The sequence below is a fragment of the Streptomyces atroolivaceus genome (assembly GCF_000717025.1).
Classification (GTDB): domain Bacteria; phylum Actinomycetota; class Actinomycetes; order Streptomycetales; family Streptomycetaceae; genus Streptomyces; species Streptomyces atroolivaceus.
The window spans coordinates 236,309-262,817 of sequence record NZ_JNXG01000017.1 but is presented as its reverse complement, the minus strand read 5'-3'; the positions used below and the strand labels follow the sequence as shown (position 1 = coordinate 262,817).

26 protein-coding genes and 1 pseudogene are annotated in these 26,509 nt (G+C 72.2%); 15 read left to right on the top strand and 12 right to left on the bottom strand.

Translation table 11 applies throughout. The features are described from left to right. Window positions 1-30: 30 nt before the first annotated feature. From OO67_RS28180 to OO67_RS28165, 4 genes are all read right to left on the bottom strand, one after another. The gene (locus OO67_RS28180; RefSeq protein ID WP_033304507.1) at window positions 31-786 is read right to left on the bottom strand and encodes an anti-sigma factor; all 756 of its coding nucleotides are present in this window, start codon (window positions 784-786) and stop codon (window positions 31-33) included. Further along, the gene (locus tag OO67_RS28175; protein ID WP_033304506.1) at window positions 783-1,367 is read right to left on the bottom strand and encodes a sigma-70 family RNA polymerase sigma factor; all 585 of its coding nucleotides are present in this window, start codon (window positions 1,365-1,367) and stop codon (window positions 783-785) included. Before OO67_RS28175 ends, OO67_RS28180 begins: the two co-directional genes overlap by 4 nt. Before the next feature lie 106 nt (window positions 1,368-1,473). Continuing rightward, window positions 1,474-1,914, bottom strand: a complete 441-nt coding sequence (locus OO67_RS28170) for an ABA4-like family protein (RefSeq protein ID WP_033304504.1) — start codon at window positions 1,912-1,914, stop codon at window positions 1,474-1,476. Next, a complete protein-coding gene (locus OO67_RS28165) occupies window positions 1,911-2,822 on the bottom strand; it encodes a hypothetical protein (RefSeq protein WP_208861098.1) in 912 nt (303 codons plus the stop codon). The genes OO67_RS28170 and OO67_RS28165 overlap by 4 nt, the downstream gene beginning before the upstream one ends. 156 nt (window positions 2,823-2,978) lie before the next feature. Here OO67_RS28165 and OO67_RS28160 point away from each other — a divergent pair, with 156 nt between their 5' ends. After that, window positions 2,979-3,641, top strand: a complete 663-nt coding sequence (locus OO67_RS28160) for a MerR family transcriptional regulator (protein ID WP_033304501.1) — start codon at window positions 2,979-2,981, stop codon at window positions 3,639-3,641. A gap of 67 nt (window positions 3,642-3,708) precedes the next feature. Here the strand turns inward: OO67_RS28160 and OO67_RS28155 are convergent, their stop codons facing one another. Next, window positions 3,709-4,551, bottom strand: coding sequence for a siderophore-interacting protein (locus tag OO67_RS28155; protein WP_033304499.1), 843 nt, complete (start codon window positions 4,549-4,551; stop codon window positions 3,709-3,711). A gap of 65 nt (window positions 4,552-4,616) precedes the next feature. Then, window positions 4,617-5,525 (bottom strand): 5'-3' exonuclease, encoded by a 909-nt coding sequence (locus OO67_RS28150; RefSeq protein WP_033304693.1) that lies wholly within the window; start codon window positions 5,523-5,525, stop codon window positions 4,617-4,619. Window positions 5,526-5,790: 265 nt separating this feature from the next. On the opposite strand from OO67_RS28150, the gene OO67_RS28145 reads away from it, so the two are divergent. The 3 genes from OO67_RS28145 to OO67_RS28135 all read left to right on the top strand — a co-directional run bounded on the left by OO67_RS28145 (window position 5,791) and on the right by OO67_RS28135 (window position 10,092). Further along, window positions 5,791-6,882, top strand: coding sequence for a quaternary amine ABC transporter ATP-binding protein (locus tag OO67_RS28145; protein ID WP_078598332.1), 1,092 nt, complete (start codon window positions 5,791-5,793; stop codon window positions 6,880-6,882). Then, entirely contained in the window at window positions 6,875-9,346 is a 2,472-nt protein-coding gene (locus OO67_RS28140) for an ABC transporter permease/substrate binding protein (RefSeq protein ID WP_033304496.1), read from the top strand. Before OO67_RS28145 ends, OO67_RS28140 begins: the two co-directional genes overlap by 8 nt. A gap of 200 nt (window positions 9,347-9,546) precedes the next feature. Next, window positions 9,547-10,092 carry a helix-turn-helix domain-containing protein gene (locus tag OO67_RS28135; RefSeq protein ID WP_033304494.1) on the top strand — a complete coding sequence of 182 codons (546 nt, stop codon included), beginning with the start codon at window positions 9,547-9,549 and terminating at the stop codon, window positions 10,090-10,092. Window positions 10,093-10,145: 53 nt separating this feature from the next. Here the strand turns inward: OO67_RS28135 and OO67_RS28130 are convergent, their stop codons facing one another. After that, window positions 10,146-11,300, bottom strand: coding sequence for a TDT family transporter (locus OO67_RS28130; RefSeq protein WP_033304492.1), 1,155 nt, complete (start codon window positions 11,298-11,300; stop codon window positions 10,146-10,148). 70 nt (window positions 11,301-11,370) lie between these two features. On the opposite strand from OO67_RS28130, the gene OO67_RS28125 reads away from it, so the two are divergent. Further along, window positions 11,371-12,306, top strand: coding sequence for a LysR family transcriptional regulator (locus tag OO67_RS28125; protein ID WP_033304491.1), 936 nt, complete (start codon window positions 11,371-11,373; stop codon window positions 12,304-12,306). Window positions 12,307-12,373: 67 nt separating this feature from the next. Here the strand turns inward: OO67_RS28125 and OO67_RS28120 are convergent, their stop codons facing one another. Both OO67_RS28120 and OO67_RS28115 read right to left on the bottom strand, forming a co-directional pair. After that, window positions 12,374-13,087 (bottom strand): gamma-glutamyl-gamma-aminobutyrate hydrolase family protein, encoded by a 714-nt coding sequence (locus OO67_RS28120; protein ID WP_033304489.1) that lies wholly within the window; start codon window positions 13,085-13,087, stop codon window positions 12,374-12,376. A gap of 112 nt (window positions 13,088-13,199) precedes the next feature. Next, entirely contained in the window at window positions 13,200-13,973 is a 774-nt protein-coding gene (locus tag OO67_RS28115) for a FadR/GntR family transcriptional regulator (RefSeq protein ID WP_078598320.1), read from the bottom strand. Window positions 13,974-13,999: 26 nt separating this feature from the next. Between OO67_RS28115 and OO67_RS28110 the strand changes: the two genes are divergently transcribed. The 4 genes from OO67_RS28110 to OO67_RS28095 are packed head-to-tail and all read left to right on the top strand — an operon-like array spanning window position 14,000 to window position 18,547. Then, window positions 14,000-15,361, top strand: a complete 1,362-nt coding sequence (locus OO67_RS28110) for a glutamine synthetase family protein (protein WP_033304486.1) — start codon at window positions 14,000-14,002, stop codon at window positions 15,359-15,361. A gap of 8 nt (window positions 15,362-15,369) precedes the next feature. After that, window positions 15,370-16,734, top strand: a complete 1,365-nt coding sequence (locus OO67_RS28105; protein WP_033304485.1) for an aldehyde dehydrogenase family protein — start codon at window positions 15,370-15,372, stop codon at window positions 16,732-16,734. A gap of 6 nt (window positions 16,735-16,740) precedes the next feature. Beyond that, entirely contained in the window at window positions 16,741-17,532 is a 792-nt protein-coding gene (locus tag OO67_RS28100) for a 3-oxoacyl-ACP reductase (RefSeq protein WP_033304484.1), read from the top strand. Between the two features lie 19 nt (window positions 17,533-17,551). Beyond that, window positions 17,552-18,547, top strand: a complete 996-nt coding sequence (locus OO67_RS28095; protein ID WP_033304483.1) for a DUF2510 domain-containing protein — start codon at window positions 17,552-17,554, stop codon at window positions 18,545-18,547. Between the two features lie 8 nt (window positions 18,548-18,555). On the opposite strand, the gene OO67_RS28090 is transcribed toward OO67_RS28095, so the two are convergent. Then, window positions 18,556-19,758, bottom strand: coding sequence for an amino acid deaminase/aldolase (locus OO67_RS28090; protein WP_033304481.1), 1,203 nt, complete (start codon window positions 19,756-19,758; stop codon window positions 18,556-18,558). Between the two features lie 530 nt (window positions 19,759-20,288). On the opposite strand from OO67_RS28090, the gene OO67_RS28085 reads away from it, so the two are divergent. Next, complete coding sequence (locus tag OO67_RS28085) at window positions 20,289-21,152, top strand: hypothetical protein (RefSeq protein ID WP_033304480.1); 864 nt, start codon at window positions 20,289-20,291, stop codon at window positions 21,150-21,152. Further along, entirely contained in the window at window positions 21,149-22,378 is a 1,230-nt protein-coding gene (mycP, locus tag OO67_RS28080; protein WP_033304479.1) for a type VII secretion-associated serine protease mycosin, read from the top strand. Before OO67_RS28085 ends, mycP begins: the two co-directional genes overlap by 4 nt. Before the next feature lie 32 nt (window positions 22,379-22,410). Here the strand turns inward: mycP and OO67_RS28075 are convergent. Continuing rightward, a pseudogene (locus OO67_RS28075) lies at window positions 22,411-23,303 on the bottom strand (serine hydrolase). Window positions 23,304-23,389: 86 nt separating this feature from the next. Between OO67_RS28075 and OO67_RS28070 the strand changes: the two are divergent. After that, complete coding sequence (locus OO67_RS28070; RefSeq protein ID WP_033304477.1) at window positions 23,390-24,118, top strand: SseB family protein; 729 nt, start codon at window positions 23,390-23,392, stop codon at window positions 24,116-24,118. Between the two features lie 56 nt (window positions 24,119-24,174). Here OO67_RS28070 and OO67_RS28065 read toward each other — a convergent pair whose 3' ends face one another. Continuing rightward, window positions 24,175-24,540 carry a DUF1844 domain-containing protein gene (locus OO67_RS28065; protein ID WP_031097477.1) on the bottom strand — a complete coding sequence of 122 codons (366 nt, stop codon included), beginning with the start codon at window positions 24,538-24,540 and terminating at the stop codon, window positions 24,175-24,177. 387 nt (window positions 24,541-24,927) lie between these two features. Here OO67_RS28065 and infC point away from each other — a divergent pair, with 387 nt between their 5' ends. The 3 genes from infC (at window position 24,928) to rplT (ending at window position 26,403) form a co-directional block, all read left to right on the top strand. Beyond that, window positions 24,928-25,590 (top strand): translation initiation factor IF-3, encoded by a 663-nt coding sequence (gene infC / locus OO67_RS28060; protein ID WP_078598318.1) that lies wholly within the window; start codon window positions 24,928-24,930, stop codon window positions 25,588-25,590. A gap of 120 nt (window positions 25,591-25,710) precedes the next feature. Next, a complete protein-coding gene (gene rpmI / locus OO67_RS28055; protein WP_030918579.1) occupies window positions 25,711-25,905 on the top strand; it encodes a 50S ribosomal protein L35 in 195 nt (64 codons plus the stop codon). Between the two features lie 114 nt (window positions 25,906-26,019). Then, entirely contained in the window at window positions 26,020-26,403 is a 384-nt protein-coding gene (rplT, locus tag OO67_RS28050; RefSeq protein ID WP_003970214.1) for a 50S ribosomal protein L20, read from the top strand. Window positions 26,404-26,509 lie beyond the last annotated feature (106 nt).

Sequence of the window (26,509 nt, the reverse complement as noted above, 5' to 3'; positions counted from 1 at the left end):
GGGCCGGGGCCCCACCCATGCCGTGACGGCTCAGGCGTCCGGGAAGTCCATGAGGGCCACCGGCTGCGTGGTGGGCTCCTCCGATCCGCCCGCGGGCTCGACGGTGATGCCCATGCCGGAGGCGCCGTCCACGGGACCGTCCAGCAGCACCGTGTCGTCCGTCGCCGACGGGTCCATCAGTCCCGCCGACCGCATGCTCCCGTCGTCGTTGAACCACAGCTGGTAGACCTTTCCGCCGGGCGGCCGGGCCATGTCGGAGGCCAGGAACACCGCCCGGTTCGCGCTCCGCGAGACCACGACCGTGCCCCGGGCGCCGCCCTCCAGCTCCCCCGAGCTGGTCCTGGCGTCCGGAGCCGCCAGCACCCGGGCCAGCTGCTCGTTCTGCTGGCGGGCCTGGAGCGCCTCCTGCCGGGCGTCCTGTGCCACCTGGTTCTGCCAGACGGCGACCCCGCCGAAGGCGGCAGCGGCGGCGAGGCACGCGGCGAGGGCGTACGACGACCAGCGGCCGGCCCGCCCGGGGGCGACCCCGGAGCGCTCGCTCGTGCTGTGCGGCGGTGCCTCCTGCCGCACGGTCGCGATCTCCCGCAGCACCCGCTCCCGCAGCCCGGGCGGCGGGACGGCGGACACGGCGAGCCCGAGCCGGGCGGCGGTGGCGGACAGCTCCCGTACCTCCTGGGTGCACGCCTCACAGGCGCCCAGATGCCGTTCGAACGCGAGGCGCTCCTCCTCCGGCAGGGCATGCAGGGCGTACGCCCCGGTCAGTGTGTGCAACTCGGCCGTGCTCATGCGCTCACCCCCAGGCAGTCGCGCAGCCGGATGAGTCCGTCGCGCATGCGTGTCTTGATCGTTCCCAGTGGCACGGACAGCAGCTCGCCGACCTCGCGATAGGTCAGCCCGCGGTAGTACGCCAGCGTCACCGACTCCCGCTGGAGCTCGGAGAGCGTCCGCAGACAGCGCCGGACCTGTTCCCTCTCCAGCCGGCTCTCGACCTGCTCGGACACCTCGTCGAAGTCCGGGGTGCGGTCGAGCAGCGCGGCCCTGTGCTCCCGGGCCGCGGCCGCCTCGGCCGACCGGACCCGGTCCACCGCGCGGTGGTGGGCGAGCGTCAGCACCCAGTTCATGGCACTGCCGCGGGACGGCTGGTAGCGGGGGGCGGTGCGCCAGACCTCGACCAGGACCTCCTGTGCCACTTCCTCGGACTGGGCCGGGTCGCGGAGCACGCTCCGCACCAGGCCGAGAACCGGCCCGCTGACCTGGTCGTACACCTGGGTGAAGGCGTCCTGGTCACCACGGGCGACCTGGACGAGCAGCTCCTGCAGGCCCGGACCGGGCGCGGGGGCCCGACTGATGTGTACGGCTTCTCTCACGCGGACGATCCTCCCGGGGCACGCATCGGTTTCCCGGGTGATTCGGAGCCGACCGCCGCGCGGATTGGCCGGTGCCCCTGCCGATTCTCCGGTCCGCCACATTCTCCTACGCGGACGGCGCCGGCCGGGACGGAGACTTCCGGACCCCCCGGATGACGAGGAGGACCACCAGGCCGATCGGTGAGAGCAGAATCGTCAGCACCAGCAGGGGGCCCGTCACCAGCGGGGACACCCCGAGTCTGCGTGACTCCAGGAACATCCACTGTCCGAGCAGCAGATCCCAGGCGATGATCTGCGCCCAGACCGCTCCGGCGCCGTTCGCCAGTGCCGTGAGCTCGCGGAAGGTGTCGATGTCCGGGTCGCTCACCGCCGCCCACAGCTCCGGGAAGACCGGCACGGCCATCACCGCCCAGAGGGTGAGTACCGGAAGGACGGTCAGCGGGGAGGAGGCCACGCGGGCGGTGGGCCGCCAGCGCGGAGCGAAGATCATGAGCAGCCAGAACGGCGCGGCCGCCAAGAAGGTGATCTCGAAGAGCGCACCGGTCATGGGACGAGCTCCTTGTTCCGCGCGGGGGCCGACGGGGCGGAGGCGTGCGGGCGGAGCGCCGCGAGGGCTCCGGCGGCCGTGGCGGCGAGGATCAGCCCCGCGGCGGCGAGCGTCACCCCGTCGGGGTGGGACAGCGGCTGCCCGCGCAGCGCCTGCCAGGTCACCAGGGCGACGACCGCGGCGTAGGCACCGGAGGCGACGAGTACCAGCCGCAGCCGCACACGCGGGTCGCGCAGCCGGGCGACCCGGGGTGCCAGGAGGATCAGGGCGAGCAGGAACAGCGGGAGGACCTGCAGGGCGTGCATGCCGATGAAGTGCGGGACGCGCAGGTCGCCGCCCGTCGTCGACCATCCCGTCAGCGGCATGGACGGCCCCCCGTCGGGTACGCCGACCGAGTGGGCGCCGACCACATCGGCGGTGTCGAGACCGCCGGCCGCACGCTGCCCGGCCGAGGGCTGCGCCATCAGGAAGCCGAACCCCGCGCCCACCAGGGCGATCAGCACCCCGGACCGCACGGCCCAGGCCGAGGCCCGGTCGGCGATCCGTGCGCGGAGCAGCAGCAGAGCGATGACGAACGTGCCGGCCCAGAGGACGACGACGGTGGCCGCCATCGCCTCGTACAGCATCGAGTCGAACGGTGTGGCGTGGTTGAAGTGGCTCCGCTTCCCCCTGATCACCTGGCCGGTGATGATCACCATCTCCCCGGCGCACGCGAGGGCGACAACGGCCCCGGCCCACCAGCCGATGCGCCGGCCCCGGGTCAGGAGCGTCAGCATCCATGCCAGGGCCAGTGCGTACGCCACGAACGAGACGGCGAACTTGAACGGCTTGGCCCAGATCGCCGCACCCGCGACAACCCGGTCGTCCACCAGGATCCCCACCGCTCCGACGACCGACATCACGACCATCGAGGCGGCGAACAGCACTAACGGCCGGTGCCATGTACGCCATGACTGCATGGAGACCCCCCAGGGAATTATGGATAGTGGCACTGTCCGCTATCCGATAGCGGAACTATCTATGATGGGGGTCGGCTTGGCAAGCGCTTGGAGGATGAACGCACGGTGCGCATCGGTGAATTGAGTCGGAGGTCCGGGGTCCCGGTGCCGACGATCAAGTACTACGTACGCGAGGGGCTGCTGCCCGCCGGCAGGCTGACCAGCCCCAACCAGGCGCGTTACGACGACGGCCACGAGCGCAGGCTGCGGCTGATCCGTGCCCTCCTGGACGTCGGGGGACTGCCGCTGTCCGCCATCGCGGAGGTCCTGGGGGCGGTCGACGACACCGCGCAGCCGCTGCACGAGGTGCTCGGCGTGGCGGCCGTCCGCATCACGCCCGCGCAGGCCGGGGATCCCGCAGGGGTGGGGCCCGAGTCCGCCGAGGCGCGCGAGGAGGTCGCCGCGCTGCTGGCGCGGCGCGGCTGGCGGGTGGAACCGGACAACCCGGCGGCACAGTCCCTGGCAGGAGTTCTGGCCGCTCTGCGCAGGGCGGGGCACGGCGGTTTCGTCGAGCTGCTCGACGTCTACGCGGACGCGGCGGAGTCCGTCGCCCACGCGGACCTCGACTACGTCCGGCGGCGGGTGGCGCGGGAGGACCTGGTGGAGAGCGTCGTCGTCGGCACGGTGCTCGGGGAAGCCATGTTCGGAGCCCTGCGACGGCTCGCCCATGTGGACGCCTCGGCGCGCGCCTACGAAGGCGGACGGGAGGCGGAGCCGGGGGCCCGGTAGTGAGGCGCACACGAAACCCGGTCGGCGTCCTGGACGGCGACCGGGTTCCCTGGGGTGCGGGGGAGGGTCAGGCGGCGCTCTCCTGCTCGCGCTCCACCTGCTCGTTCCACTCACGCTTGACCGCGCGCCACGCGTCGTCGTTCTGGCCGAGGCGCCAGTATCCCGAGATGGAGAGCTGCTTGAGGGGGATGCCCCGCTCCAGGCGGAGGTGGCGCCGGATCTCCTTCACGAAACCCGCCTCGCCGTGGACGAAGGCCTGCACCTCGCCCTCGGGGAACTCCAGCCCGGTCACCGCCGCGACGAGAGCCTCGCCGACCGGACGGTCGCCGCGGTGCAGCCAGGTCACCGAGACGCCGTCCGGCGCCACGAGCTTCTGCTCCTCGGAGGGGTCCGGAACCTCCACGAAGGCGTGCACCGGCGCGCCCTGAGGCATGTGCTCCAGTGACGCGGCGATCGCGGGCAGGGCGCTCTCGTCGCCCACCAGGAGATGCCAGTCCGCCGAGGCCTCCGGCACGTAACCGCCGCCGGGGCCCAGGAACGTCACCTGGTCGCCGGGCTGTGCCCGCGCCGCCCAGGGACCCGCCAGGCCCTCGTCCCCGTGCACCACGAAATCGACCGCGAGCTCACGGGTGTCGGGGTCCCAGGAGCGCACCGTGTACGTGCGGGTGGTGGGCCACAGCTCGCGCGGGTACTCCTCGCGGATCGCGGCCATGTCGAAGGGGTGGCTGTAATCCGCGCCCTCCGGGGCGAAGCACAGCTTGATGTAGTGGTCGGTGTATCCCGCGAGGGTGAAGTCGGCCAGGCCTTCGCCACCGAGGACCACGCGCACCATGTGCGGGGTGATCTGCTCGGTGCGCAGAACCTGCGCGCCCTGCGCCTTCGGTGTCCGGCGTTGCGGCCGATCTGCCACGAGGTACTCCCTGCTCTGGGCATATATGAGGTTCTATGCACTTAGGCTTACCTAAGCTAGCACCTTCAGTCCTGGAGCGTGAGAAGCAGGCGCTGCAGCGCGTTCCCCAGTCCCCACTGCGTGGCGAGGGCCTCCAGGGCGGCCGGGTCGCGCGGTTCGCGCGGCAGTGCGGGGTCGAACTCGGGCAGGGGTACGTCACCGGCGACGCGGACGACCTTCGGGGCGACCGCCACGTAGTCCCGGGCCTCGTCCAGCCGCTTGCGCTGGGACGGGGTCAGGCGGGCGGCGGGGTCGTCCACCGCCGCCATGATCCCGGCCAGGTCGCCGAAGGCGTCGAGCAGCTTCGCCGCCGTCTTCTCGCCGATACCGGGCACCCCCGGCAGTCCGTCGCTGGGGTCGCCGCGCAACAGGGCCAGGTCCACGTATCCGCTGCCGTCCACGCCGTACTTCCCGCGCAGCCAGGCCTCGTCCGTCACCTGGAGCGTCCCCACGCCCTTCAGGGGGTAGAGCACCCGCACCCCGCGGGCGTCGTCGACCAGCTGATACAGATCCCGGTCCCCCGTCACGATGTCCACCGGGCCGGCGGCCTGCCCGGCCAGCGTGCCGATCACGTCGTCCGCCTCGTACGGGGCGACGCCCACCCGGGCGATGCCGAGGGCGTCCAGCACGTCCTCGATCACCGGGACCTGCGGGGAGAGGGTGTCGGGGACCTCCTCCTCGTCCGGGACCCCCTCGCCGGTCTCGACGGCGACGCGGTGCGCCTTGTAGGTGGGGATCAGATCGACCCGCCACTGCGGACGCCAGTCCGCGTCCATGCAGGCCACCAGGTCGTCCGGCCGGTGGTCCTGCACCAGCCTGGCGATGAAGTCGAGCAGTCCGCGCACGGCGTTGACCGGGGTGCCGTCCGGTGCGCGCACCGAGTCCGGGACGCCGTAGTAGGCGCGGAAGTAGAGGGAGGCGGTGTCGAGGAGCATCAGGCGTCGCGTCACACCCCCGATCATGCCGCACCCCACCGACACGGCCCGGACGCGCGGGCGTGCGGATCCCTCTTCCCCCGTCTTCCGTAGTGAGCTGGGTCACACAAGTGTTTGGTTCGCGTAAGCGAGGGCAGGCGCGGCACCGGAGCGGACCACGTCCATTTTTCAACAAGTGCGCGTGCTCTGCGGACCGAATCCGCACCGCTCCACGGTCTGCCGAAGGGGGTGGCAGGCCGTTTTCGGTTCAACGCGTGAGGTGTATGTGTCAAGGCTGCAGGCTGAGCACTTGTACAAAGTGTTCGGCAGACGACCCGATCAAGCCGTGCAGAAGCTCGAGAGCGGTACCCACCGTGACGAGCTGCGCGCCGACGGAACGACCGCAGCGGTGATCGACGCCTCGTTCACCGTGGAACCGGGCCAGATCTTCGTCGTCATGGGACTCTCCGGATCGGGGAAGTCCACATTGCTGCGGATGCTCAACGGTCTGCTGGAGCCGACAGCCGGCCGGGTGCTGTTCGACGGTCAGGACCTGACCGCCCTCAGCGCCCGTGAGCTGCGCACCGTCCGCTCCACCAAGATCAGCATGGTCTTCCAGCACTTCGCGCTGTTCCCTCACAGGAGCGTGCTCGAGAACGCCGCGTACGGCCTGGAGGTCCAGGGCGTCCCGCGTGCGGAGCGCGAGAAGCGAGCCGCCGAGGCCCTGGAGCTGACCGGGCTCGCCGGCTGGGAGAAGTCCTGGCCCGACGAGCTGTCCGGCGGCATGCAGCAGCGTGTGGGCCTGGCCCGCGCGCTCGCCACCGACGCGGACCTGCTGCTGATGGACGAGTCCTTCAGCGCACTCGACCCGCTGATCCGGCGTGACATGCAGGACCAGCTCCTCGAACTGCAGAAGCGTCTGAAGAAGACCATCGTCTTCATCACCCACGACCTCAACGAGGCCATGCGCCTCGGCGACCGCATCGCCGTGATGCGGGACGGCGAGATCGTGCAGCAGGGCACCGCCGAGGACATCCTCGTCCGGCCGTCCAACGACTACGTCGCGTCCTTCATCCAGGACGTCGACCGCTCCCGGGTGCTCACCGCCGGTTCGATCATGGAGGCGCCCGAAGCGGGGCGCTCCGACACGGACCTCAAGGCCGGCGCTCCCGCGACGGTGACGGCCGACACGCCGATAGCCGAGCTCTTCACCCCGTGCTCCACCAGCGGGGTCGCCGTGGCCGTGACCGACGCGGACGGCGGCGTCATCGGCGTCGTGCCCCGCAACCGGCTGCTCGCTGCGCTCGGCGAGGAACCGCAGGTCGAGGCCGCCGTCCCGGCCCAGCGCGACACCAAGAAGGTGAACGCCGGTGCCTAGGCTCTCCTTCGGCGCGTGGGTCGAGGACGCGGTCGACTGGCTCCAGTCGAACCTCACCTGGATCTTCGACGCCATCAAGACCGTGCTCGGCGGCATGTACGACGGTGTGAACGCCGTACTGGGCGGCGGTGAGCCCCTGCTGCTGGCCGGGATCTTCGCCGTCATCGCGTTCTGGCTTCGCGGTGTCATCCCCGCGGTGCTCACCTTCGCCGGCTTCGCGCTCATCGACTCCCTCGCCCTCTGGGACGAGGCGATGGCGACCCTCTCGCTGGTCGTCGTGGCAGCCGTCATCACGATCGTGATCGCGGTGCCCACGGGCATCTGGGCGGCGCGCAACAACAGGGTCAGCGCCGCGCTGCGGCCGGTGCTCGACGTCATGCAGACGATGCCCGCCTTCGTCTACCTGATCCCCGGCGTGATGTTCTTCGGCGTCGGTGTCACCCCCGGCGTGATCGCCACGATCGTCTTCGCGATGCCGCCCGGCGTCCGGATGACCGAACTCGGCATCCGCCAGGTCGACGGCGAACTGGTCGAGGCGGCCGAAGCCTTCGGCACCACGCCCAAGCACACCCTCACCCGGGTGCAGCTGCCGCTCGCACTGCCGACGATCATGGCCGGGATCAACCAGGTCATCATGCTGGCCCTGTCGATGGTCGTCATCGGCGGCATGGCCGGCGCCGGTGGTCTCGGCGAGAAGGTGTACGCGGCGATCACCCAGCTGCAGGTCGGCCTCGCCGCCGAGAGCGGGATCGCCGTCGTCATCCTCGCCATGTACCTGGACCGGATGACCGGCGCGCTCAACGAGCGGGTCTCCCCGCTCGGCCGCCGCGCCGCCGCCAAGGTCGCCGCCGGTGCGCGGCGGCTCAAGTTCACGCACTACAAGCCCGGGACCGCCGTCGCGATGACCGGTGTCGTCGTCCTCGCGCTCGTCGCGGGCGGTCTCAACATCGCCGGTTCCGGCGACTCGAAGGCCGAGGAGGCCGGCAGCGCGAACGTCGGCCAGGGCCAGAAGATCAACATGGGGTACATCCCCTGGGACGAGGGCATCGCCTCCACGTTCCTGTGGAAGGAGATCCTCGAGCAGCGCGGATACGAGACCGGGATCACCCAGCTCGACGCCGGTCCGCTCTACTCCGGCGTCGCCCGCGGCGACATCGACTTCCAGACGGACTCCTGGCTGCCGACCACGCACAAGGACTACTGGGACAAGTACAGCGGCCAGCTGGAGGACCTCGGTTCCTGGTACGGCCCCACCTCGCTGGAGCTGACGGTTCCGTCGTACGTCGAGGGCATCGACTCGCTCGAGGACCTCAAGGGCCAGGGCAAGAAGTTCGACGGCAAGATCATCGGCATCGAGGCCAGTGCCGGGATGATGGGCACGCTGAACAAGGAGCCGGTCGTGGTGACCCTGTGGTCGCCGCACTGGGCCTACGGCAAGCACGACCTGAAGAAGCTCAAGGACCCGAAGGGTGCCTGGGGCAAGGGCGAAGAGGTTCACACCGTCGCCCACAAGGGCTTCGCGAAGAAGGCTCCCGCCGTCGCCAAGTGGCTCAAGGACTTCGAGCTCAGCGAGAAGCAGCTCACGAGCCTCGAGAACGAGATCCAGAACGCCGGTCAGGGCCAGGAGCAGGACGGCGTCCGCACCTGGCTGGAGAAGAACCCCGGTCTGGTCGACAAGCTGGCCCCCGTGCCGGGCGGTGCGGGAGGCTCGCAGAAGGGCAAGGACGCGGGCAAGACCGTCGACATGGGGTACTTCCCGTGGGACGAGGCGATCGCCAGCACCTACCTCTGGCAGAACATGCTGGAGGACCGGGGTTACAAGACCACGGTCAAGCAGCTCGACCCGGGCCCGCTCTACACCGGCCTCGCACAGGGGCAGCTCGACGTCCAGTTCGATTCGTGGCTGCCGACGACGCACAAGGACTACTGGGACCGGTACAAGGAGAACCTCACCGATCTCGGTTCCTGGTACGGCCCCACCTCGCTGGAGCTGTCGGTCCCGTCGTACGTCGAGGGCATCGACTCGCTCGAGGACCTCAAGGGCCAGGGCAAGAAGTTCAACGGCAAGATCATCGGCATCGAGTCGAGCGCCGGGATGATGGGCACGCTGAACAAGAAGGTGCTCAAGGAGTACGGCCTCGAAGGTGAGTACGAGGAGCCGGTCGTGGTGACCCTGTGGTCGCCGCACTGGGCCTACGGCAAGCACGACCTGAAGAAGCTCAAGGACCCGAAGGGTGCCTGGGGCAAGGGCGAGCAGATCCACACGGTCGCCAAGAAGGACTTCGCCAAGGACTTCCCGGAGCTGACCGGCTGGCTGAAGGACTTCGAGCTCAGCGAGGCGCAGCTCGCCTCGCTCGAGGTGGAGATCCAGAAGGGCGGTGCGGGCAAGGAGAAGGAGTCCGCCCGCCGCTGGATGGACGCCAACCCCGACGTGGTGGCGAAGCTGGCGCCCGTCGGCGGCTGATCCCGCGGATCGACCCCCCGTCCCACGCTGAAGGGGACGGCCCCGGTAGCGAACCGGGGCCGTCCCCTTCACGCTTGACTGAAGGAGTCCCCGAAGGGTCCCCGTCCGCCCCCCGTCCGTAGACTTCCCCTCCGTCTCGCAGACGACATGCGTAGGGTGCTGGCAACCGGGAGGATGGCGATCCGGGGAGGGAGCCGGACATGGATGAGAAGGAAGCCCTTCGAGTGGGGGCCGCGGTCCGCCGACGCCGCAGGACCCTCGGACTCACCCTGGCCGCGGTGGCCGGGCGCAGCGGCCTGTCCGTACCGTTCCTCAGCCAGATCGAGAACGAACGGGCCAGGCCCAGTCCCCGGTCCCTGGACCGGGTGGCGGACGCCCTGGAGACCACGACCGAGCGGCTGCGGGCCGCGGCGGACTCCGCACGCGCCGTGGACGTCGTACGGGCGGACGACGAGGACGGCGTCCACAGACTGGTGCGCGGACGCCACCAGCTCAGCGCGATGGAGTTCATCGGCGAACAGGACCTGCGGCGCGAGTTCCAGCACCGCAACGACGAGGTGATGTACGTCGTGGAGGGCGCCGTCGAGGTCGAGGCGGAAGGGCGGGCCCACCGGCTGGGCCGGGGCGACACCCTCTTCCTCTCCGGCGGGGTCCGGCACCGGTGGCGGGCCACCGTACCCGGCACCCGGCTGCTGGTCGTCTCCGTCGCCGAGCACATCGACGCGACGTACGACTCGCGCCGCTGACGGGCCCGAGGCCTCTTCCGGGCTGCCGGCCGTACTCGTCGACGGGCGTCACCTCACGTGGCACGGACCGTCACCGGCCGAAGCGGCCGGGGCCCTGCGAGCAGCTCTCCGCTGAACAGCCCGCCCAGCGTCCGTACGCCGGCGACCGCCCAGGCGGTCACCAGCAGGGCGTAGAGCGCCACCGCCAGCCAGGTGAACGCGTGCAGCCCGGTGTGCCGGGCCAGGCCCGCGGCGCCGGTGACACACGTACCGACCGGGAACGTGAACCCCCACCACGTCATCGTGAACCGCATACCGCGCCGCACGGCACGCACCACCAGCGAGGCGGACAGGGCCAGCCAGAGCAGTGCGAATCCCATCACGGGCACCCCGTACAGGACGGCGAAGGCGCCGAAGGCCGAGGCGTACGGCGCCGGGATCGCGCCCGGCGCCACATCGGCCAGCTGGTTGACGGCGGTCGTGGACTGCCCCAGCGGCCCGAGCACGAGGAACATCGTCGGGGTCAGTGCGAGCGGCAGGGGGCCCTGGTGGACCAGCCGGGCGAAGATCGGCGGCACGATCACCAGGGTCGCCAGGAGGGACAGCCCGAACATCGCGTAACAGGCGAGCAGAAGCGCCTCGCGGCCCTGGCCGGGGGGCAGCTCGGGCACCAGCAGCGGTCCGACCGCCGCCGAGACCATCGGGGCCACGAGCGGGAGCAGCCAGACGGGAGACGCGGTTCCGGGGGCGGGACGGTGGCGTACGACCATGAGGTACGGGATCGCCACTGCGGCCACGAGGCCGGTGACCGTGCCGGCGGTGAACAGGAGCACGTCCACGGCGACCGCGGCCCGATGCCCGATGACGTCCTGGCCCGCCACCAGTGTGCCCGCGCCGACGGCGAGCAGAGCCATGGACAGGCAGCCGTGGAACGGGGCGACCGCAGGGTCCATGAGGTGGGTGCGCGCCTGGTCGGGGTGGAGGAGCCAGTGGCCGGCACGGGCGGTCAGCACGACGGCCAGCAGTACGGCGGACAGGGCCCACACCGCGACGCAGGCGGACCGCAGACCCGGTACGCCCACGGGCAGCGTGGCCCCCGCGGTCGCGACGACGGCGGTCCCCATGACCGTCGCGTACCAGTTGGGTCCGAAATGCCGCAGGGACGGGAGCCGGAGGGCGACGGCGCGGGAGGCGGGGGTCTCTGCCCGGGTCTGCGGAAAGATGGCCATGCCACGATTCTCCGGGGGCGGGGCGCCTCCCACCAGGGAGCGCCGGCCTATGAGGTCATAAGCTGGTCTTATGTCCGGTACCGAGACCTCGCCCCCCTCCCTGTCCCACCGGGTTCCCGACCTGGGAGCCATGGTGCTGCTGCTCGCGGTCGCGCGGCACGGGAGCCTGGGCAGGGCGGCGCGGGACGTCGGCATCAGCCAGCCAGCCGCCTCCGGCCGTATCCGGTCGATGGAGCGGCAGCTCGGCGTCGCCCTCCTCGACCGCTCACCGCGCGGATCCCGGCTGACCGACGCGGGCGCTCTCGTCACCGACTGGGCGCGCAGGGTCGTGGAGGCGGCCGAGGCGTTCGACGCGGGAGCACAGGCGCTGCGGGACCGGCGCGACTCCAGGCTGCGGGTCGCCGCGAGCATGACCATCGCGGAGTATCTGCTGCCGGGCTGGCTGATCGCGCTGCGGGCCGAGCGGCCCGGGACCGCCGTGTCCCTGCTCGCGGGCAACTCGGCGGCGGTCGCCCTGCGGCTGCTGGCCGGTGAGGCGGACCTCGGCTTCGTCGAGGGTCTCTCGATACCGGAAGGGCTCGACGGCACGGTCATCGCGCACGACCGACTCGTCGTCGTGGTGGCTCCGTCGCACCCCTGGGCGCGCCGGGACCAACTGACTCCCGGTGAGCTCGCCGGGACGCCCCTGATCCTGCGGGAACACGGCTCGGGCACCCGCCAGGTCCTGGACGCCGCGCTCGCCGTGCACGGAGGGCTGGCGCGCCCGCTGCTCGAACTCTCCTCGACGACCGCGGTGAAGGGGGCCGCGGAGAGCGGTGCCGGTCCCTGTGTGCTGAGCGAACTGGCGCTGGGTGAGGAGCTCTCCGCGCGGCGCCTGGTCAAGGTCAGGGTGGCCGGCGTCCGGCTGCGCCGTCAGCTGCGCGCGGTCTGGCCCGCCGGCCACCGGCCCACGGGACCTGCCCGCGACCTGCTCGCCCTGACCGCCGGTGCGACGCACGAGCCCTGACCGCCCGTCGGGCGCGTGGCCGCTGACGGGCCGGGTGCGGGAGCCTTGTCCGCCGGTCGCGTGAGCCTCAGGAGGAGGGCACGGCCGCCCCGGCCCGGGCCGCCGCGACCAGGGCCCGCATGATCCGGAGGTCGTCACCCATCTCCGGGTGCCACTGGACCCCGAGCACCCACCGGTCGCCCGGCAGTTCGACGGCCTCCACCGTGCCGTCCGCCGCGTGCGCCGAGGCCACCAGGCCCGGCGCGAGCCGGTCCACGGCCTGGTGGTGATACGTGGGTACGGACGCCTCCTCGGGCACGAGCGAGGCGTACAGCGTCCCCGGGACAGGCGTCACCGGGTGCTCGCCGAGGACACCGGATTTGCCGAACGGGCCCGCGTGGCCGTCCAGATGCTGGGTCAGGGTGCCGCCCAGTGCCACGTTGAGCAGCTGCATGCCGCGGCAGATCCCGAGCACCGGAGTGCCGGCCGCCTTCGCCGCGCGGAGCAGGGCCACTTCCCAGGTGTCGCGCTCGTGCGCCGGCGGTCCCGTCCGGAAATCACGCTCCGCGCCGTACAGACCGGGATCGACATCGGCTCCGCCCGCGATCACGAGGCCGTCCACCCGGGCCACGGCGGCGGCCGCCTTCGCGGGGTCGTCGGGCGGCAGCAGCGCGGCCAGCGCGCCCGAACGCTGTACCAGCCGAGGGTATGCGGAGGGGAGCACCGCGGCGGGGAGCTCCCAGACGCCCCAGCGAGCCGCCGGCTCCAGATAGGTCGTGACGCCGATGAGCGGTTCGTGCATGGTGCGGTCCCTCCGGCGGCCGGCCTGCGGACCGGCCCGGTGCAATGGTGTCGCGTCATACCTTTGTTCGTACCGCGCCGCCGCGCAAGAGCGGGGATCCAGAAGGGCAAGATCAAGCCAGGAAGCCCCGCAGCAGCGCGGCCGTCCCCGCGCAGTGCTCGCGCGTCACCGCCCGCGCCGCCTCCTCGTCGCGGTCGAGCACCGCCTCGACGAGGGCCGTGTGCTGATGCTGCGAGTGTTCGAGGTTCCGCACCAGAAGGGGTATGCAGTCCAGTAGTTCGTTGACGCCTGCGCGCACGGCCGCGTAACGGGCCGCGAGGGAGGGCGAGCCGGAAAGCTCGACGAGCGTCAGATGGAAGAACGTGTCAAGTCTGCGGTAGTCGGGCAGAGGTGCCTCGTGTGTCGCCGCCAGAGCCGTACGCAGCCGGTCCGCTCCCTCGTCGTCGAGGCCGCGCGACGCGCAGAGCCCGGCTGCCCCCGCCTCCAGGACCTCGCGGAAGAGCAGTACGTCCTCCATGTCGACGTCCGCCACCCGTCGGCGCAGCTCGTCATCGTCGGCCGGGCCCGTGCGGGGGAGCACGAACGTGCCGCCGTAGCGGCCGCGTCTGGCCTCGACCAGCCCCTGGTCCTGGAGCGCCTTCAGCACCTCGCGCAGGGTGACGCGGCTGACGGCGAGGCGCCCGGCCAGCTCACGCTCGGCCGGCAGCCGCCCGCCACCGGGCACCAGACCGAGGCGGATCACCTGGAGGATCTGCTCCAGCGCCTCCTCGAAGCCGTTGCCCGCGCGGACCGGCCGCAGCGCGGGCAGCAACCGGTCGGAGGGCCCGGGTTCCCCGGTCTCTTCCGCCACGTCCCGATCCCCTTCCCCCCAATGGTTCTCTCCCATACCTTAGACCGAACGAGGAGTTCTCCGTGGCAGACCGAACACCCCCGCTGGGGACCGACGAGCTGCGCGTGCTCGTGCAGCGCGGTGAGATCGACACCGTGGTCCTCGCCTTCCCGGACATGCAGGGCAGGCTCCAGGGCAAACGGTTCGCGGCGTCCTTCTTCCTCGACGAGGTGCTGGAACACGGCACGGAGGGCTGCAACTACCTGCTCGCCGTCGACACGGACATGAACACCGTCGACGGGTTCGCGATGTCGTCCTGGTCCAACGGCTACGGCGACTTCGCGATGCGCCCCGACCTCACCACCCTGCGCCGCGTCCCCTGGCACGAGGGGACGGCCCTGGTCATGGCCGATCTCACCTGGGAGGACGGCTCGCCGGTAGCCGCGGCGCCCCGCCAGATCCTCCGGCGGCAGCTGGAGCGGCTCGCCGCCCACGGGCTGACCGCGCACGTCGGCACGGAGCTGGAGTTCATCGTCTTCAAGGACACCTACGAGCAGGCATGGGACCGCAACTACCGCGGACTCACCCCGGCCAACCAGTACAACATCGACTACTCCGTACTCGGCACCGGCCGCATCGAACCGCTGCTCCGCCGCATCCGGAACGAGATGGCCGCCGCCGGGCTCACCGTCGAGTCCGCCAAGGGCGAGTGCAACCCCGGCCAGCACGAGATCGTCTTCCGCTACGACGAGGCCCTCGTCACCTGCGACCAGCACGCCGTCTACAAGACCGGTTCCAAGGAGATCGCCGCCCAGGAAGGCGTCGCGCTCACCTTCATGGCGAAGTTCAACGAGCGCGAGGGCAACTCCTGCCACATACACCTCTCGCTCCGGGACGCCGACGGACAGAGCGTCATGGCGGGCGAGGGCGGGACGATGTCCCCCGTGATGCGGCGCTTCCTCGCGGGCCAGCTCACCGCCCTGCGCGACTTCTCCCTGCTGTACGCGCCGAACATCAACTCCTACAAGCGCTTCCAGCCCGGCTCCTTCGCCCCGACCGCCGTCGCGTGGGGCCACGACAACCGCACCTGCGCCCTGCGCGTCGTCGGGCACGGCCGTTCCATGCGCTTCGAGAACCGGCTGCCCGGCGGCGACGTCAACCCGTACCTCGCGGTCGCCGGACTCGTCGCCGCCGGACTGCACGGCATCGAGAACGAGCTGGAACTCCCCGACGCCTGCGAGGGCAACGCCTACACCGCCGGATACGACCGGGTCCCGGCCACACTCCGCGAAGCCGCCGCGCTCTGGGAGCACAGCGATGTGGCCCGGGAGGCGTTCGGCGACGACGTCGTAGCCCACTACCGCAACATGGCGCGCGTCGAACTGGAGGCCTTCGACGCAGCGGTGACCGACTGGGAGCTCCGCCGCTCCTTCGAACGCCTGTGAGGCACCCCGTGATCAACGAACACCGTGTCCTGAACCCGGCGACGGAAGAGCTCGTCGCCACGGTCCCCGCCACCACCGCCGCCGAGGTCGGCGCCGCCGTCGCCCGAGCCGCCACCGCCCAGCGCACCTGGGCCGCCCTCGCTCCGGCCGACCGCGCCCGGCTGCTGCGCCGCTTCGCCGTGCTCGTCGACGGACACGCCGAGCGGCTGGCCCGGCTGGAGGTCACCGAGGCGGGACACACCCTGGGCAACGCCCGCTGGGAGGCGGCCAACGTACGGGACCTGCTCGACTACGCGGCCGGGGGAGTGGAACGCCTGACGGGGCGCCAGATTCCGGTACCGGGCGGGGTCGACCTCACGTTCCTCGAACCGCTGGGCGTCGTAGGAGTGATCGCCCCGTGGAACTTCCCCATGCCGGTCGCCGCATGGGGCGCCGCCCCCGCACTCGCCGCCGGCAACGCCGTCCTTCTCAAACCGGCCGAGACCACCCCGCTCACCGCCCTCCACCTGGCCCGGCTCGCACTGGACGCCGGCCTCCCCGAGCACCTCTTCCAGGTGCTGCCGGGCGCCGGGGACGTGACGGGCGCCGCCCTGGTCGAACACCCGGGCGTCGCCAAGATCGTCTTCACCGGTTCGACCCGCGTCGGCAAGCAGATCATGGCCAGGTGCGCGGACCGGGTGAAGCGGCTCACCCTCGAACTCGGCGGCAAGAGCCCCAACATCGTCTTCGCCGACGCCGACATCGAGGCCGCGGCGGCCGCCGCGCCCATGTCCTTCCTGGACAACGCCGGCCAGGACTGCTGCGCCCGCACCCGCATCCTGGTCCAGCGGTCCGCGTACGACCGGTTCCTGGAACTCCTCGTCCCGGCCGTCGCCTCCGTCGTCGTGGGGGACCCGTCGGACGAGAAGACACAGATGGGACCGCTGATCTCCCTGGCCCAGCTGGAGCGCGTCCGCGGGTTCGTCCCGGACGGCGCGGACGGAATCCGGGGCAGCTCGCCCACCGGCCCCGGCTTCTGGTTCCCCCCGACCGTCCTCACCGGGATCGCGCCCGACGCCCCCGTCGCCACCGAGGAGGTCTTCGGCCCCGTCGCCGTCGTGCTCCCCTTCGAGGACGAGGACGACGCCGTCCGTCTGGCCAACGCCACCGACCACGGCCTGGCCGGCTCCATCTGGACCCGCGACGTGGGCCGCGCCCTGCGCGTCTCCCAGGCCGTCCGGGCCGGGAACCTGTCCGTCAACTCCCACTCAGCCGTCCGCTACTGGACCCCCTTCGGCGGGTACGCGCAGTCCGGGCTCGGCCGTGAACTGGGGCCCGACGCCCTCACGGCCTTCACCGAAACCAAGAACGTCTTCATCGGCACGGAGGCCTGAACACACGTGACCACCGACACCGGAAACATCTGCCGCCGCCTGACCGGCCGCACCGCCGTCATCACCGGGGCGGGCAGCGGAATCGGCCTCGCCACCGCCCGCCGGCTGGCGTCGGAGGGCGCCCACGTCGTCTGCGGCGACATCGACGAGAGCGCGGGCAGGGCCGCCGCCGAGGAGGCGGGAGGCACCTTCGTCCGCGTCGACGTCACCGACCCCGGCCAGGTCGAAGCCCTCTTCGCGGCGGCGGACGACACGTACGGCTCCGTCGACATCGCCTTCAACAACGCGGGAATCTCGCCGCCGGACGACGACTCCATCCTCACGACCGGGCTGGAGGCATGGAAACGCGTACAGGACGTCAACCTCACCTCCGTCTACCTCTGCTGCAAGGCCGCTCTCCCCTACATGCGGCGCCAGGGCCGGGGCTCGATCATCAACACCGCGTCCTTCGTGGCGCGGATGGGCGCCGCCACCTCCCAGATCTCCTACACCGCGTCCAAGGGCGGCGTCCTCGCCCTGTCCCGTGAACTCGGGGTGCAGTTCGCCCGCGAAGGGATCCGGGTCAACGCCCTGTGCCCCGGTCCGGTCAACACCCCGCTGCTCCGGGAGCTGTTCGCCGCGGACCCGGAGCGTGCCGCCCGCAGGCTCGTCCACATCCCTGTCGGCCGGTTCGCCGAGGCTACGGAGATCGCCGCCGCCGTCGCCTTCCTGGCGAGCGACGACTCCTCGTTCGTCAACGCCACCGACTTCCTCGTCGACGGCGGAATCTCGGGAGCGTACGTGACTCCGCTCGACTGACGCTCCCTAGAGTGGTGGCATGAGCAACGTGACGCCGCCCGGCTGGTACCCGGACGTGAACGTGCCCGGTACCGAGCGCTGGTGGGACGGCGCGGCATGGACCGGACACACCCGCTCGACCGCCGCGTCCCGGTCCGTGGGGCTGGGCGCGGCATGGACCGGACACATCCGCTCGACCGCCGCGTCCCGGTCCGTGGGGCTCCAGCCGCAGTACGCACCCCACGGAACCGCCGCCGCCCCCGGGGGCGGCGGCGGCCGGAGCGGCCGGGCCGCCGCCATGGCCCTGGCGGGCCTGACCGCCGTCGCCGTGGCCGTCACAGGGTTCCTCCTGCTGGGCGAGGACGGCGGCGGTACGCGGCCGGGGTCCGCGCCCGGCAGCACGCCGCAGCCCACCGCGACGGACAGCGCGAGCGCGGCCACCCCGGCGCCCGCCGAGGGTCCACAGGACGCCCCCGGGGTGCTGGTCGACCAGCTCAACGGGATCACGCTCCCGGTTCCCGACGGCTGGGAGAAGCCGGAGAACACCCTCGACGACGTCTCCACGATGCGTACGGTCGGCTCCTACACCTGCCCGGGCGACTCCGGGAGCCTCTGCTACCACGGCACGGTCTCGGTCCGGACGGCGAGCGGCACCGGCCTCACGGCCATGAAGGCCCTGGCCGAGGAGGACATCGCGACGGCGGCCGACCGCGCCTACGGGCGGGACGTCATCGACAACCTCATCCACGGGGGCATCAGGGCCCAGAAGGAGATCGCGTCCGAGTCGGTGACCGTGGCGGGGCGCACCGGCTACCTGGTGCGCCGCCAGGTCACCACGGGAGAGGGCCCCGGCGGCTACGTGCAGTCGCTCGTCTTCCCCTCAGCGGTGGGCAGCGAGACACCGGTCGTCGTGCGCTTCGCGTTCGACGCGGGCAGGGACGAGCTCCCGCTCTCCCTCATGGACACCATCACCCGCGGCATCCGGCCGATCGGGGACGCCACCGGCGGCGGCGTCGGCAGCACGGTGGCCCCCTAGCCGGGGTCTCAGAGGAAGGTGCGGCCCTCACCGCGGTACGTCGGCACGGTGGCGGTGACCCGCTCGCCCTCGACGAGCCGCAGCTCGTCGAAGCGCTCGCACAGCTCACCTGCCTTGGCGTGGCGGAACCACACCTTGTCGCCGATCAGCAGATCGTCCGCCGGGGCGCCGAGCAGCGGTGTCTGGACCTCGCCCGGGCCCTCCTGCGGGTCGTAGCGCAGCCCTTCGGGCAGGTACGGCACCGGCAGCCGGTCCGGGCCCGCCGCCCCGGACGCCGGGTAGCCGCCGCCCAGCACCGTCACCACGCCGACGCCCGGCCGCCGCACCACGGGCTGGGCGAACAGGGCCGCCGGACGGCCCGTGAACGAGCTGTAGTTGTCGAACAGCCTCGGTACGTAGAGCCCGGACCCCGCGGCGATCTCGGTCACCGCGGACTCGGCGGCGGTGTGCTGCACACTGCCGGTGCCGCCGCCGTTCACGAACTCCAGGCCGGGCGCCACCGCGCGGACCGCCCGCACGACCTCCGCGCGCCGGGCCGCCAGCTCCCTGCGTGCCGCCGACTGCATCAGCCGGACCGCGCGCGAACGCAACGGCCGTCCGGCCACCGAGTCGCCCACTCCGGCCACATGCCCCTCGTACGCCATCAGCCCCACCAGCCGGAAGCCGGGCCTGCGGTCCACCGAGCGGGCCAGCTCGGCCACCTGGGCGGGGGAGCGGAGCGGGGACCGCAGCGCGCCGATCCTGATCCGGCCGCCGAGCAGCCGCAGCGAGGTGTCCAGCTCCAGGCAGACCCGGATCTCCTCGGTGCCGCCGGCCCGCGCGGCGTCGATCAGCTCCAGCTGCGCGTGGTCGTCCACCATCACCGTCACGGCCGCCGCCAGCTTGGGATCGGCCGCCAGCTCGGCGTACGCGGACCGGTCGGCCGACGGATAGGCCAGCAGTACGTCGTCGAATCCGGCACGGGCGAGCCACAGCGACTCGGCGAGGGTGAACGACATGATCCCGGCGAAGCCCGGACGTGCGAGCACCCGTTCCAGCAGGGCACGGCAGCGTACCGACTTGCTCGCCACCCGGACCGGCTTACCCCCCGCTCTGCGCACCAGGTCGTCGGCGTTGGCGTCGAAGGCCTCCAGGTCGACGACGGCCACCGGGGCGTCGAGGTGGGCGGTGGCCCGGTCGTAACGGCTCCGGTCAGCGGCGCGGACAGTCATGGCCGCAGCTTGCCAGAAGGCCGTACCACTGGGTAGGGGACGTTCGGTGCAGATCTTCCCGGGCCCCCGGTCCCGTTCCCACGGGGCGCCGTACACCCCGTAGAGTGACCGTCACACGATCGACCGACGGGCCCGTGCGCAAGGGCGGCCCGTGGGCGGTGCGGGGACGTGGACCAGGGGGACGGATGAGTACCGAAGCGCAGCGCGCTCCAGTGCCGCCCCGCCCGGCCGGCCCGCCGCCCGTACCACCGGTCCCGCGTAACGAGCCCGCGCCGCCCGCACCAGGCGGCGCCCCCGCGTCACCGGCCCGGCGTCCGGCCCCCGCGGCGCCGTCACAGCGTCCGGCCCCCGTGCCGCCGGTTCCGCGCGGTGAGCCCGTGCCGCCGGTGGAGACGACCACCCGGCTCCGCCCCGTGCCGCCGGCTCCGGCCCACCCGGGCCCGCCGCCCGCGGCCCAGGCCCGTCCCGTACCCCCGGTCCCTCCCGGCCCGCCGCCACCGTCCGCCACCAGGCGCAGGCCCGTCGGCGCGGTGGATCTCACCCCGCGCCCCGGCGCGACCCCCGCCCCGCCCGGCGCCTACTACGCGTACGCCGAGACTCCCGCCGAGACCACCACCCGGTTGCGCCCCGTCAGGGCCCGTCACCCCGTCAGGACCGCGGCCGCCGCGGTATGCGCCGTGCTCGGTCTCGGGCTCATCGGCGGCGCGGTCACCGGCAGCTGGCTCACCGGGGACTCGGCGGCCCGGTCCGGCGACGACAGCGCGTACTCCGTCAGCCGTTCCGCCTGGCACGAGGTACCCGTCGACACCCTCTTCCCGCGCACCCTCAAGGGCGACGGAGCGGGCCCGGGGGCCACGGACCGGGTCTGGACCAGGGTCGCCGTCGCGAGCGACAGTGGCTGTGCGGCCGGCCTCGACCCGCTGCTGCTGAAGACGCTCCGCCCGGTCGGCTGCGAACGCCTGGTGCGCGCCACCTACACCGATGCCACGCGCAGCAGCGTCACCACCGTCGGCATGGTCTTCGCCGAGGCCGACACCGACGCGATGAACGCGCTCAGTGCCCGGTTCACCACCCAGCGCCTCGCAGGGCGCTCCGACCTGATGCCCCGCACCTACCCCGTCGAGGACACCGTCGCCGCCGGCTTCGGCGACCGGCAGCGCGCCAGCTGGACGGTCCACGTCCTGACCGAGCTGCCCGTCGTCGTGTTCGCCGTCTCCGGCTTCGCCGACGGCCGTACGGTCGCCGAGCCGCAGCCCGCGGCCGAGGCCATGGCCGCCGGTGCCACCACCGCCCCCGCCCAGGCCGGACTCGGCCACGAGGCGAAGGGCGTGGCCGACCGGGTGGAGCGCACCCTGCGCAGGACCGTCACCGACCTCACGGAGAAGGCGGAATGACCCGTCCCCGCCGGCTCCGCGCACTCGCCGCCGTGGCCACGGCCACCGCCTTCGCGCTGCTGCCCGCCGTCCCCGCCCGGGCGGACGCCATCCGCGACCAGCAGTGGGGCCTGGAAGCCCTGCACACCGACAGGGCCTGGCAGACCACGAAGGGGAAGGGCATCACGGTCGCGGTCCTGGACACCGGGGTCGACGACGCCCACCCGGACCTCGCCGGCCAGGTGCTCCCGGGCAAGGACCTCATCGGCTTCGGTGCCGGACGAGGCGACCGCTCCTGGGCCCTGCACGGCACGGCGATGGCCGGCATCATCGCGGGCCGCGGGAACGGCCCCGGGCGGGGCGACGGCGTTCTCGGCGTCGCCCCCGAAGCGAAGATCCTTCCCGTGCGGGTGATCCTCGAGTCCGGTGACCCGGCACGCGCCAAGGCCCGCAAGTCACGCGGAACCGCACTCGCCGACGGCATCCGCTGGGCGGCCGACCAGGGCGCCGACGTCATCAACCTCTCCCTCGGTGACGACAGCGAGTCGGCCCACCCGGAGCCCGGGGAGGACGCCGCCGTGCAGTACGCCCTCGGCAAGGGCGTCGCCGTCGTCGCGTCGGCGGGCAACAGCGGGGAGAAGGGCGACCGCATCTCCTACCCCGCCGCCTACCCCGGGGTGATCGCCGTCGCGGCCGTCGACCAGTACGGCACGCACGCCGCGTTCTCCACCCGCCGCTGGTACGCCACCGTCAGCGCGCCCGGAGTCGACATCGTCGTGGCCAACCCCGACCAGCACTACTACATCGAGTGGGGCACGTCCGCCGCGTCGGCGTTCGTCTCCGGGGCCGTGGCCCTCGTGCGCGCCGCACATCCGGATCTCTCGCCCGCGCAGCTCAAGACACTGCTCGCGGACACCGCCCGCGACGCCCCCGCGGGCGGCCGCGACGACGCCAGGGGCTATGGCATGGTCGACCCCGCCGCCGCGATAGAGGCCGGGGCGAAGCAGGGCCCGGGCGATCCGGGCGCGCGGTCCGCCCAGGCGGGTTACCGGGACGAGTACTTCGGCTCCGGGCCCACCCCGCAGGGCGGCGGCGGGGGTCCGGCCGGCTGGCTGGCCCCCTCGGCGGGCGGTCTCGGAGCCGTACTCCTCGCCCTGGCCGTGGTGCTGTGGCGCGGCAGGAACCCCGGCGGCAGGAACGCGGCCGCACCCGGACACACCCCGTTCCCCACCGGCCCCCTGCGCTGAGCGGACCGGAGCGCCGGCCGGCAGCACCCGCCTCAGCCTGCTTCCGTCACGTCGACCGCCGCCTTCGCGACGGACTCCACCAGAGCGATGCCCGCCTCCTTCGTCGCGTGCCCGCGTGACAGCACCGCGATCAGCAGGGTGTGCCCGCCGCTCTCCACCCGCCCGATGCTGTTGACGTCCCACAGCCCCGTCGTCGTCCGGGGCATCCAGCCGTTCTTCAGCACCGCGTCGGTGCCCGCCGCGGACACCCCCCACCGCTGGTCCGCCTCGACCTGGCCCATCAGCTCGGTCAGGTACGCGCGAGAGGCCGCAGACAGCACCGAATCCGTCCCGCACACCGCCTCCAGCAGCCGCACCTGGTCGGCGGCGGTGGTCTGGGTCAGCCCCCACGCGTGGGCCGCCTTCGTCCCCGTCAGGCCCAGCCGCTCGTTGGCCGCGTCGAGCTCCTCCTCCCCGCCGATCACCTTGAGCAGCTCGGTGGCCGACGTGTTGTCGCTGCGCCGGATCATGGCCTCCGCGTACGCGTGCTCCGCGCCGCTCAGCTCCCGGCCCTCGTCCTGCGCCCGGAGCAGCAGTGCGGCCAGGATGTCGACCTTGACGATGCTGGCGGCGTCATACGCCCCGTCCCCGTACGCGGCACCCGCGCCGCTCTCCGTGTCCAGCACAGCCACCGAGACGTCGGCGCCGTCCGCCAGGGGCGCCAGCGCGTCGGCCAGCTCCTCGTCGAGATCCACCTCGGGCTCCTCGCTCCGGCCCGTCGCGGCGGACGGGCTCGAAGCGGACGATACGGCGGTCACGGCCGCGGGCGCGCCATCCGGCGTGCGACCCACCAGACGGCGCCTCCCGCGGCGGAACCGGCCGGCAGCACGACGGCGGCGGTCACGAGGCCGGACAGCGCGGGCCTGCGCGTTCTGTGACGGGGCATGGCCCGGACGTCAGGGAGAGCAGCTGGCAGCAGCCTGTGCCCGACCTGTCGCCCAGGTGAGAGAACCGACCCACTACGCTCGTCCTGTGGCGCTCAAGAACATCCCGGACCCCGGTTTCTCCGACGACGACGGCACTGCCTCGCCCGAACTGACGGCAGCCCTCGCGGCCTGGGCCGCGGACCGGAAGGCCGTCGGCCCGGTCCTCGCGGCGCTCCGCGACGCCCGGCTGCTCGTGCCGGTCGTCGCCGTCCTGGGCGAGGTCGAGGAGGACGGGAACGGGCTGCGCCGCGAGAAGACCAGCGACATGGCGGTGCCGACCCTTCAGGCCGGTGACCGGCGTGCCCTGCCCGCCTTCACGTCCACCGCCTCACTGGCCCGCTGGGACCCGCAGGCGCGCCCCGTCGCCGTACCCCTGCACCAGGCACTGCAGGCCGCCGCGCACGAGAAGGCGGACACGGTGGTGCTCGACCTGGCGGGGCCCGTCGCCTTCGAGCTGACCGGCCCGGCGCTGCTGGCCCTGGCCGAGAACCGCACCAGTGCCGACCCGCTCGACGATCCCGCCGTCGTCGCCGCGGTCCGGGAGGCGGTCGCCGCGGAACCCGCGGTGCTGCGGGCCCACCTCGGCCCCGGCCGGGCCGACGGCACCCTCGCCCTGGTCCTTTCCCCCGACGCCGCTGTCGCCGATGCCGCCCGCCGGGTCGCCGACGCCCTCTCGGCCAGCGAGGTGCTGCGCGCCCGGCTGGTGCGCGGCATCGATCTGGCGCTGCTGCCGGCCGATGCCGAGGCCCCCGGCGAGCCGCTCTTCAGCCGTTGACGCACAGGAGCCCGCCGCCTGTCACAGGCGGCGGGCTCGTGAGGTGTGGGGCCGGGCTAGCCGTAGACGGGGCCGGTGTACTTCTCGCCAGGGCCCTGGCCGGGCTCGTCCGGTACGAGCGAGGCCTCCCGGAAGGCCAGCTGCAGCGACTTCAGCCCGTCGCGGAGCGGCGAGGCGTGGAACGTGCTGATCTCGGTGGCGCTCGCGTCGAGCAGCCCGGCCAGTGCCTGGACCAGCTTGCGGGCCTCGTCGAGGTCCTTGTGCTGCTCGCCCTCCTCCGTCAGGCCGAGCTTCACGGCTGCCGCGCTCATCAGATTGACGGCGACGGTCACGATCACCTCGACCGCGGGAACCTCCGCGATGTCGCGGGCCATGTCGTCGAAGCCGGGGTTCTCGGTGCTGGGGGTGGTCGCGTCGCTCATGCCCCACACGATAAGGCCAGGCCGCACGCGTCCCTCCCGCGGGAGCCGTCCGGGCAGCGGGTTAGCCGCAGCCCCGGGGAGCTGCTAACCTTGTGTAACGACCGGCCGGACATCTATGTGTTCGGCCCACAAGTGGAGGCTCCGATCTCCCACCTGACCGTCCTCAGGGACGGCGGGTCACCGGTCAGGTGGCAGCCATCGTTCCGTACGGACGATGGGGCCGCCCGATTGCGCCCCGCGGTTGCACGCGGCGGTGTTCCGGTAGTTCCAGGAGCCCCGCCTGTGTCCCGTCCGGGGCATTTCTGTTTTTCCCCGCTCGGTTGGTCATAAGAAAGACGTTACGCGGCTGTCCGCCAGGCGGTCGCGTGGTGCTACCGAGGAGGATCCATCAGCGCCGAGCCCCGCATCAACGACCGGATTCGCGTTCCCGAGGTGCGACTTGTCGGTCCCAGCGGCGAGCAGGTCGGGATTGTTCCGCTTGCCAAGGCCCTGGAACTCGCACAGGAGTACGACCTCGACCTGGTCGAGGTGGCGGCGACAGCCCGTCCCCCCGTGTGCAAGCTCATGGACTACGGGAAGTTCAAGTACGAGTCGGCCATGAAGGCCCGTGAGGCGCGCAAGAACCAGGCGCACACGGTCATCAAGGAAATGAAGCTCCGGCCGAAGATCGACCCGCACGACTACGACACCAAGAAGGGTCACGTCGTCCGGTTCCTCAAGCAGGGGGACAAGGTCAAGATCACGATCATGTTCCGTGGTCGTGAGCAGTCCCGTCCCGAGCTGGGTTTCCGACTGCTCCAGCGTCTCGCTTCGGACGTCGAGGACCTCGGCTTCATCGAGTCGAACCCGAAGCAGGACGGCCGGAACATGATCATGGTTCTGGGCCCGCACAAGAAGAAGACCGAAGCCATGGCCGAAGCCCGTGAGGCCCAGGCCGCCCGCAAGGCGGAGCGCCAGGGGCACAGCCCCGACGCCGAGTCCGAGGGTGAGACCGCTGAGGCCCCCGCCGCAGCGGCCGAGGCTCCGGCCGAGACACCTTCCGAGGCGTGACCTCCGGGGGCCGCCACCCAGGCGCCCCCGGGTCCCTCGGGAACCACCCAAAGATCTGACGCCCCTGCAGTCCGGTGCCCGCACCGTGAGGGGCGCCACTGACGAGGAGATAACGGCGCGATGCCGAAGAACAAGACGCACAGCGGTGCCAGCAAGCGCTTCAAGATCACCGGCTCCGGCAAGGTGCTCCGCGAGAAGGCCGGCAAGCGCCACCTGCTCGAGCACAAGTCGTCCAAGAAGACCCGCTCGCTGACCGGCACGGTCGTCGTGGCTCCGGCCGACGCCAAGAAGATCAAGAAGCTTCTCGGCAAGTAGAGGACGCCGCCTCCGGCAGAGCCGGAGGCGCGACCTCCATCCGACCGGGACCAATTCGTTTCCGGGCCGGTGAGTCGACACCGCGATTCCCGGCCCCGCTGCAAGGAGTTAAAAGTGGCACGCGTCAAGCGGGCAGTAAACGCCCACAAGAAGCGCAGGGCGATCCTCGAGGCCGCCAGCGGTTACCGCGGTCAGCGTTCGCGCCTGTACCGCAAGGCCAAGGAGCAGGTCACCCACTCCCTGGTCTACAACTACAACGACCGCAAGAAGCGCAAGGGCGACTTCCGTCAGCTCTGGATCCAGCGCATCAACGCGGCTGCCCGCCAGAACGGCATGACGTACAACCGCCTCATCCAGGGTCTCAAGGCCGCCAACATCGAGGTGGACCGCAAGATCCTGGCCGAGCTCGCGGTCAACGACGCCAACGCGTTCGCCGCCCTCGTCGAGGTCGCCCAGAAGGCCCTCCCGAGCGACGTCAACGCCCCGAAGGCCGCCTGACCCAGGCAGTCTTCCAGCGTTTCGAGCCGGACCCGCAGGCGTGTGCCGTCTGCGGGTCCGGTGCGTTGCACCACGTGTCGCGTACGTAGTCAGCCGTACGCGGAGA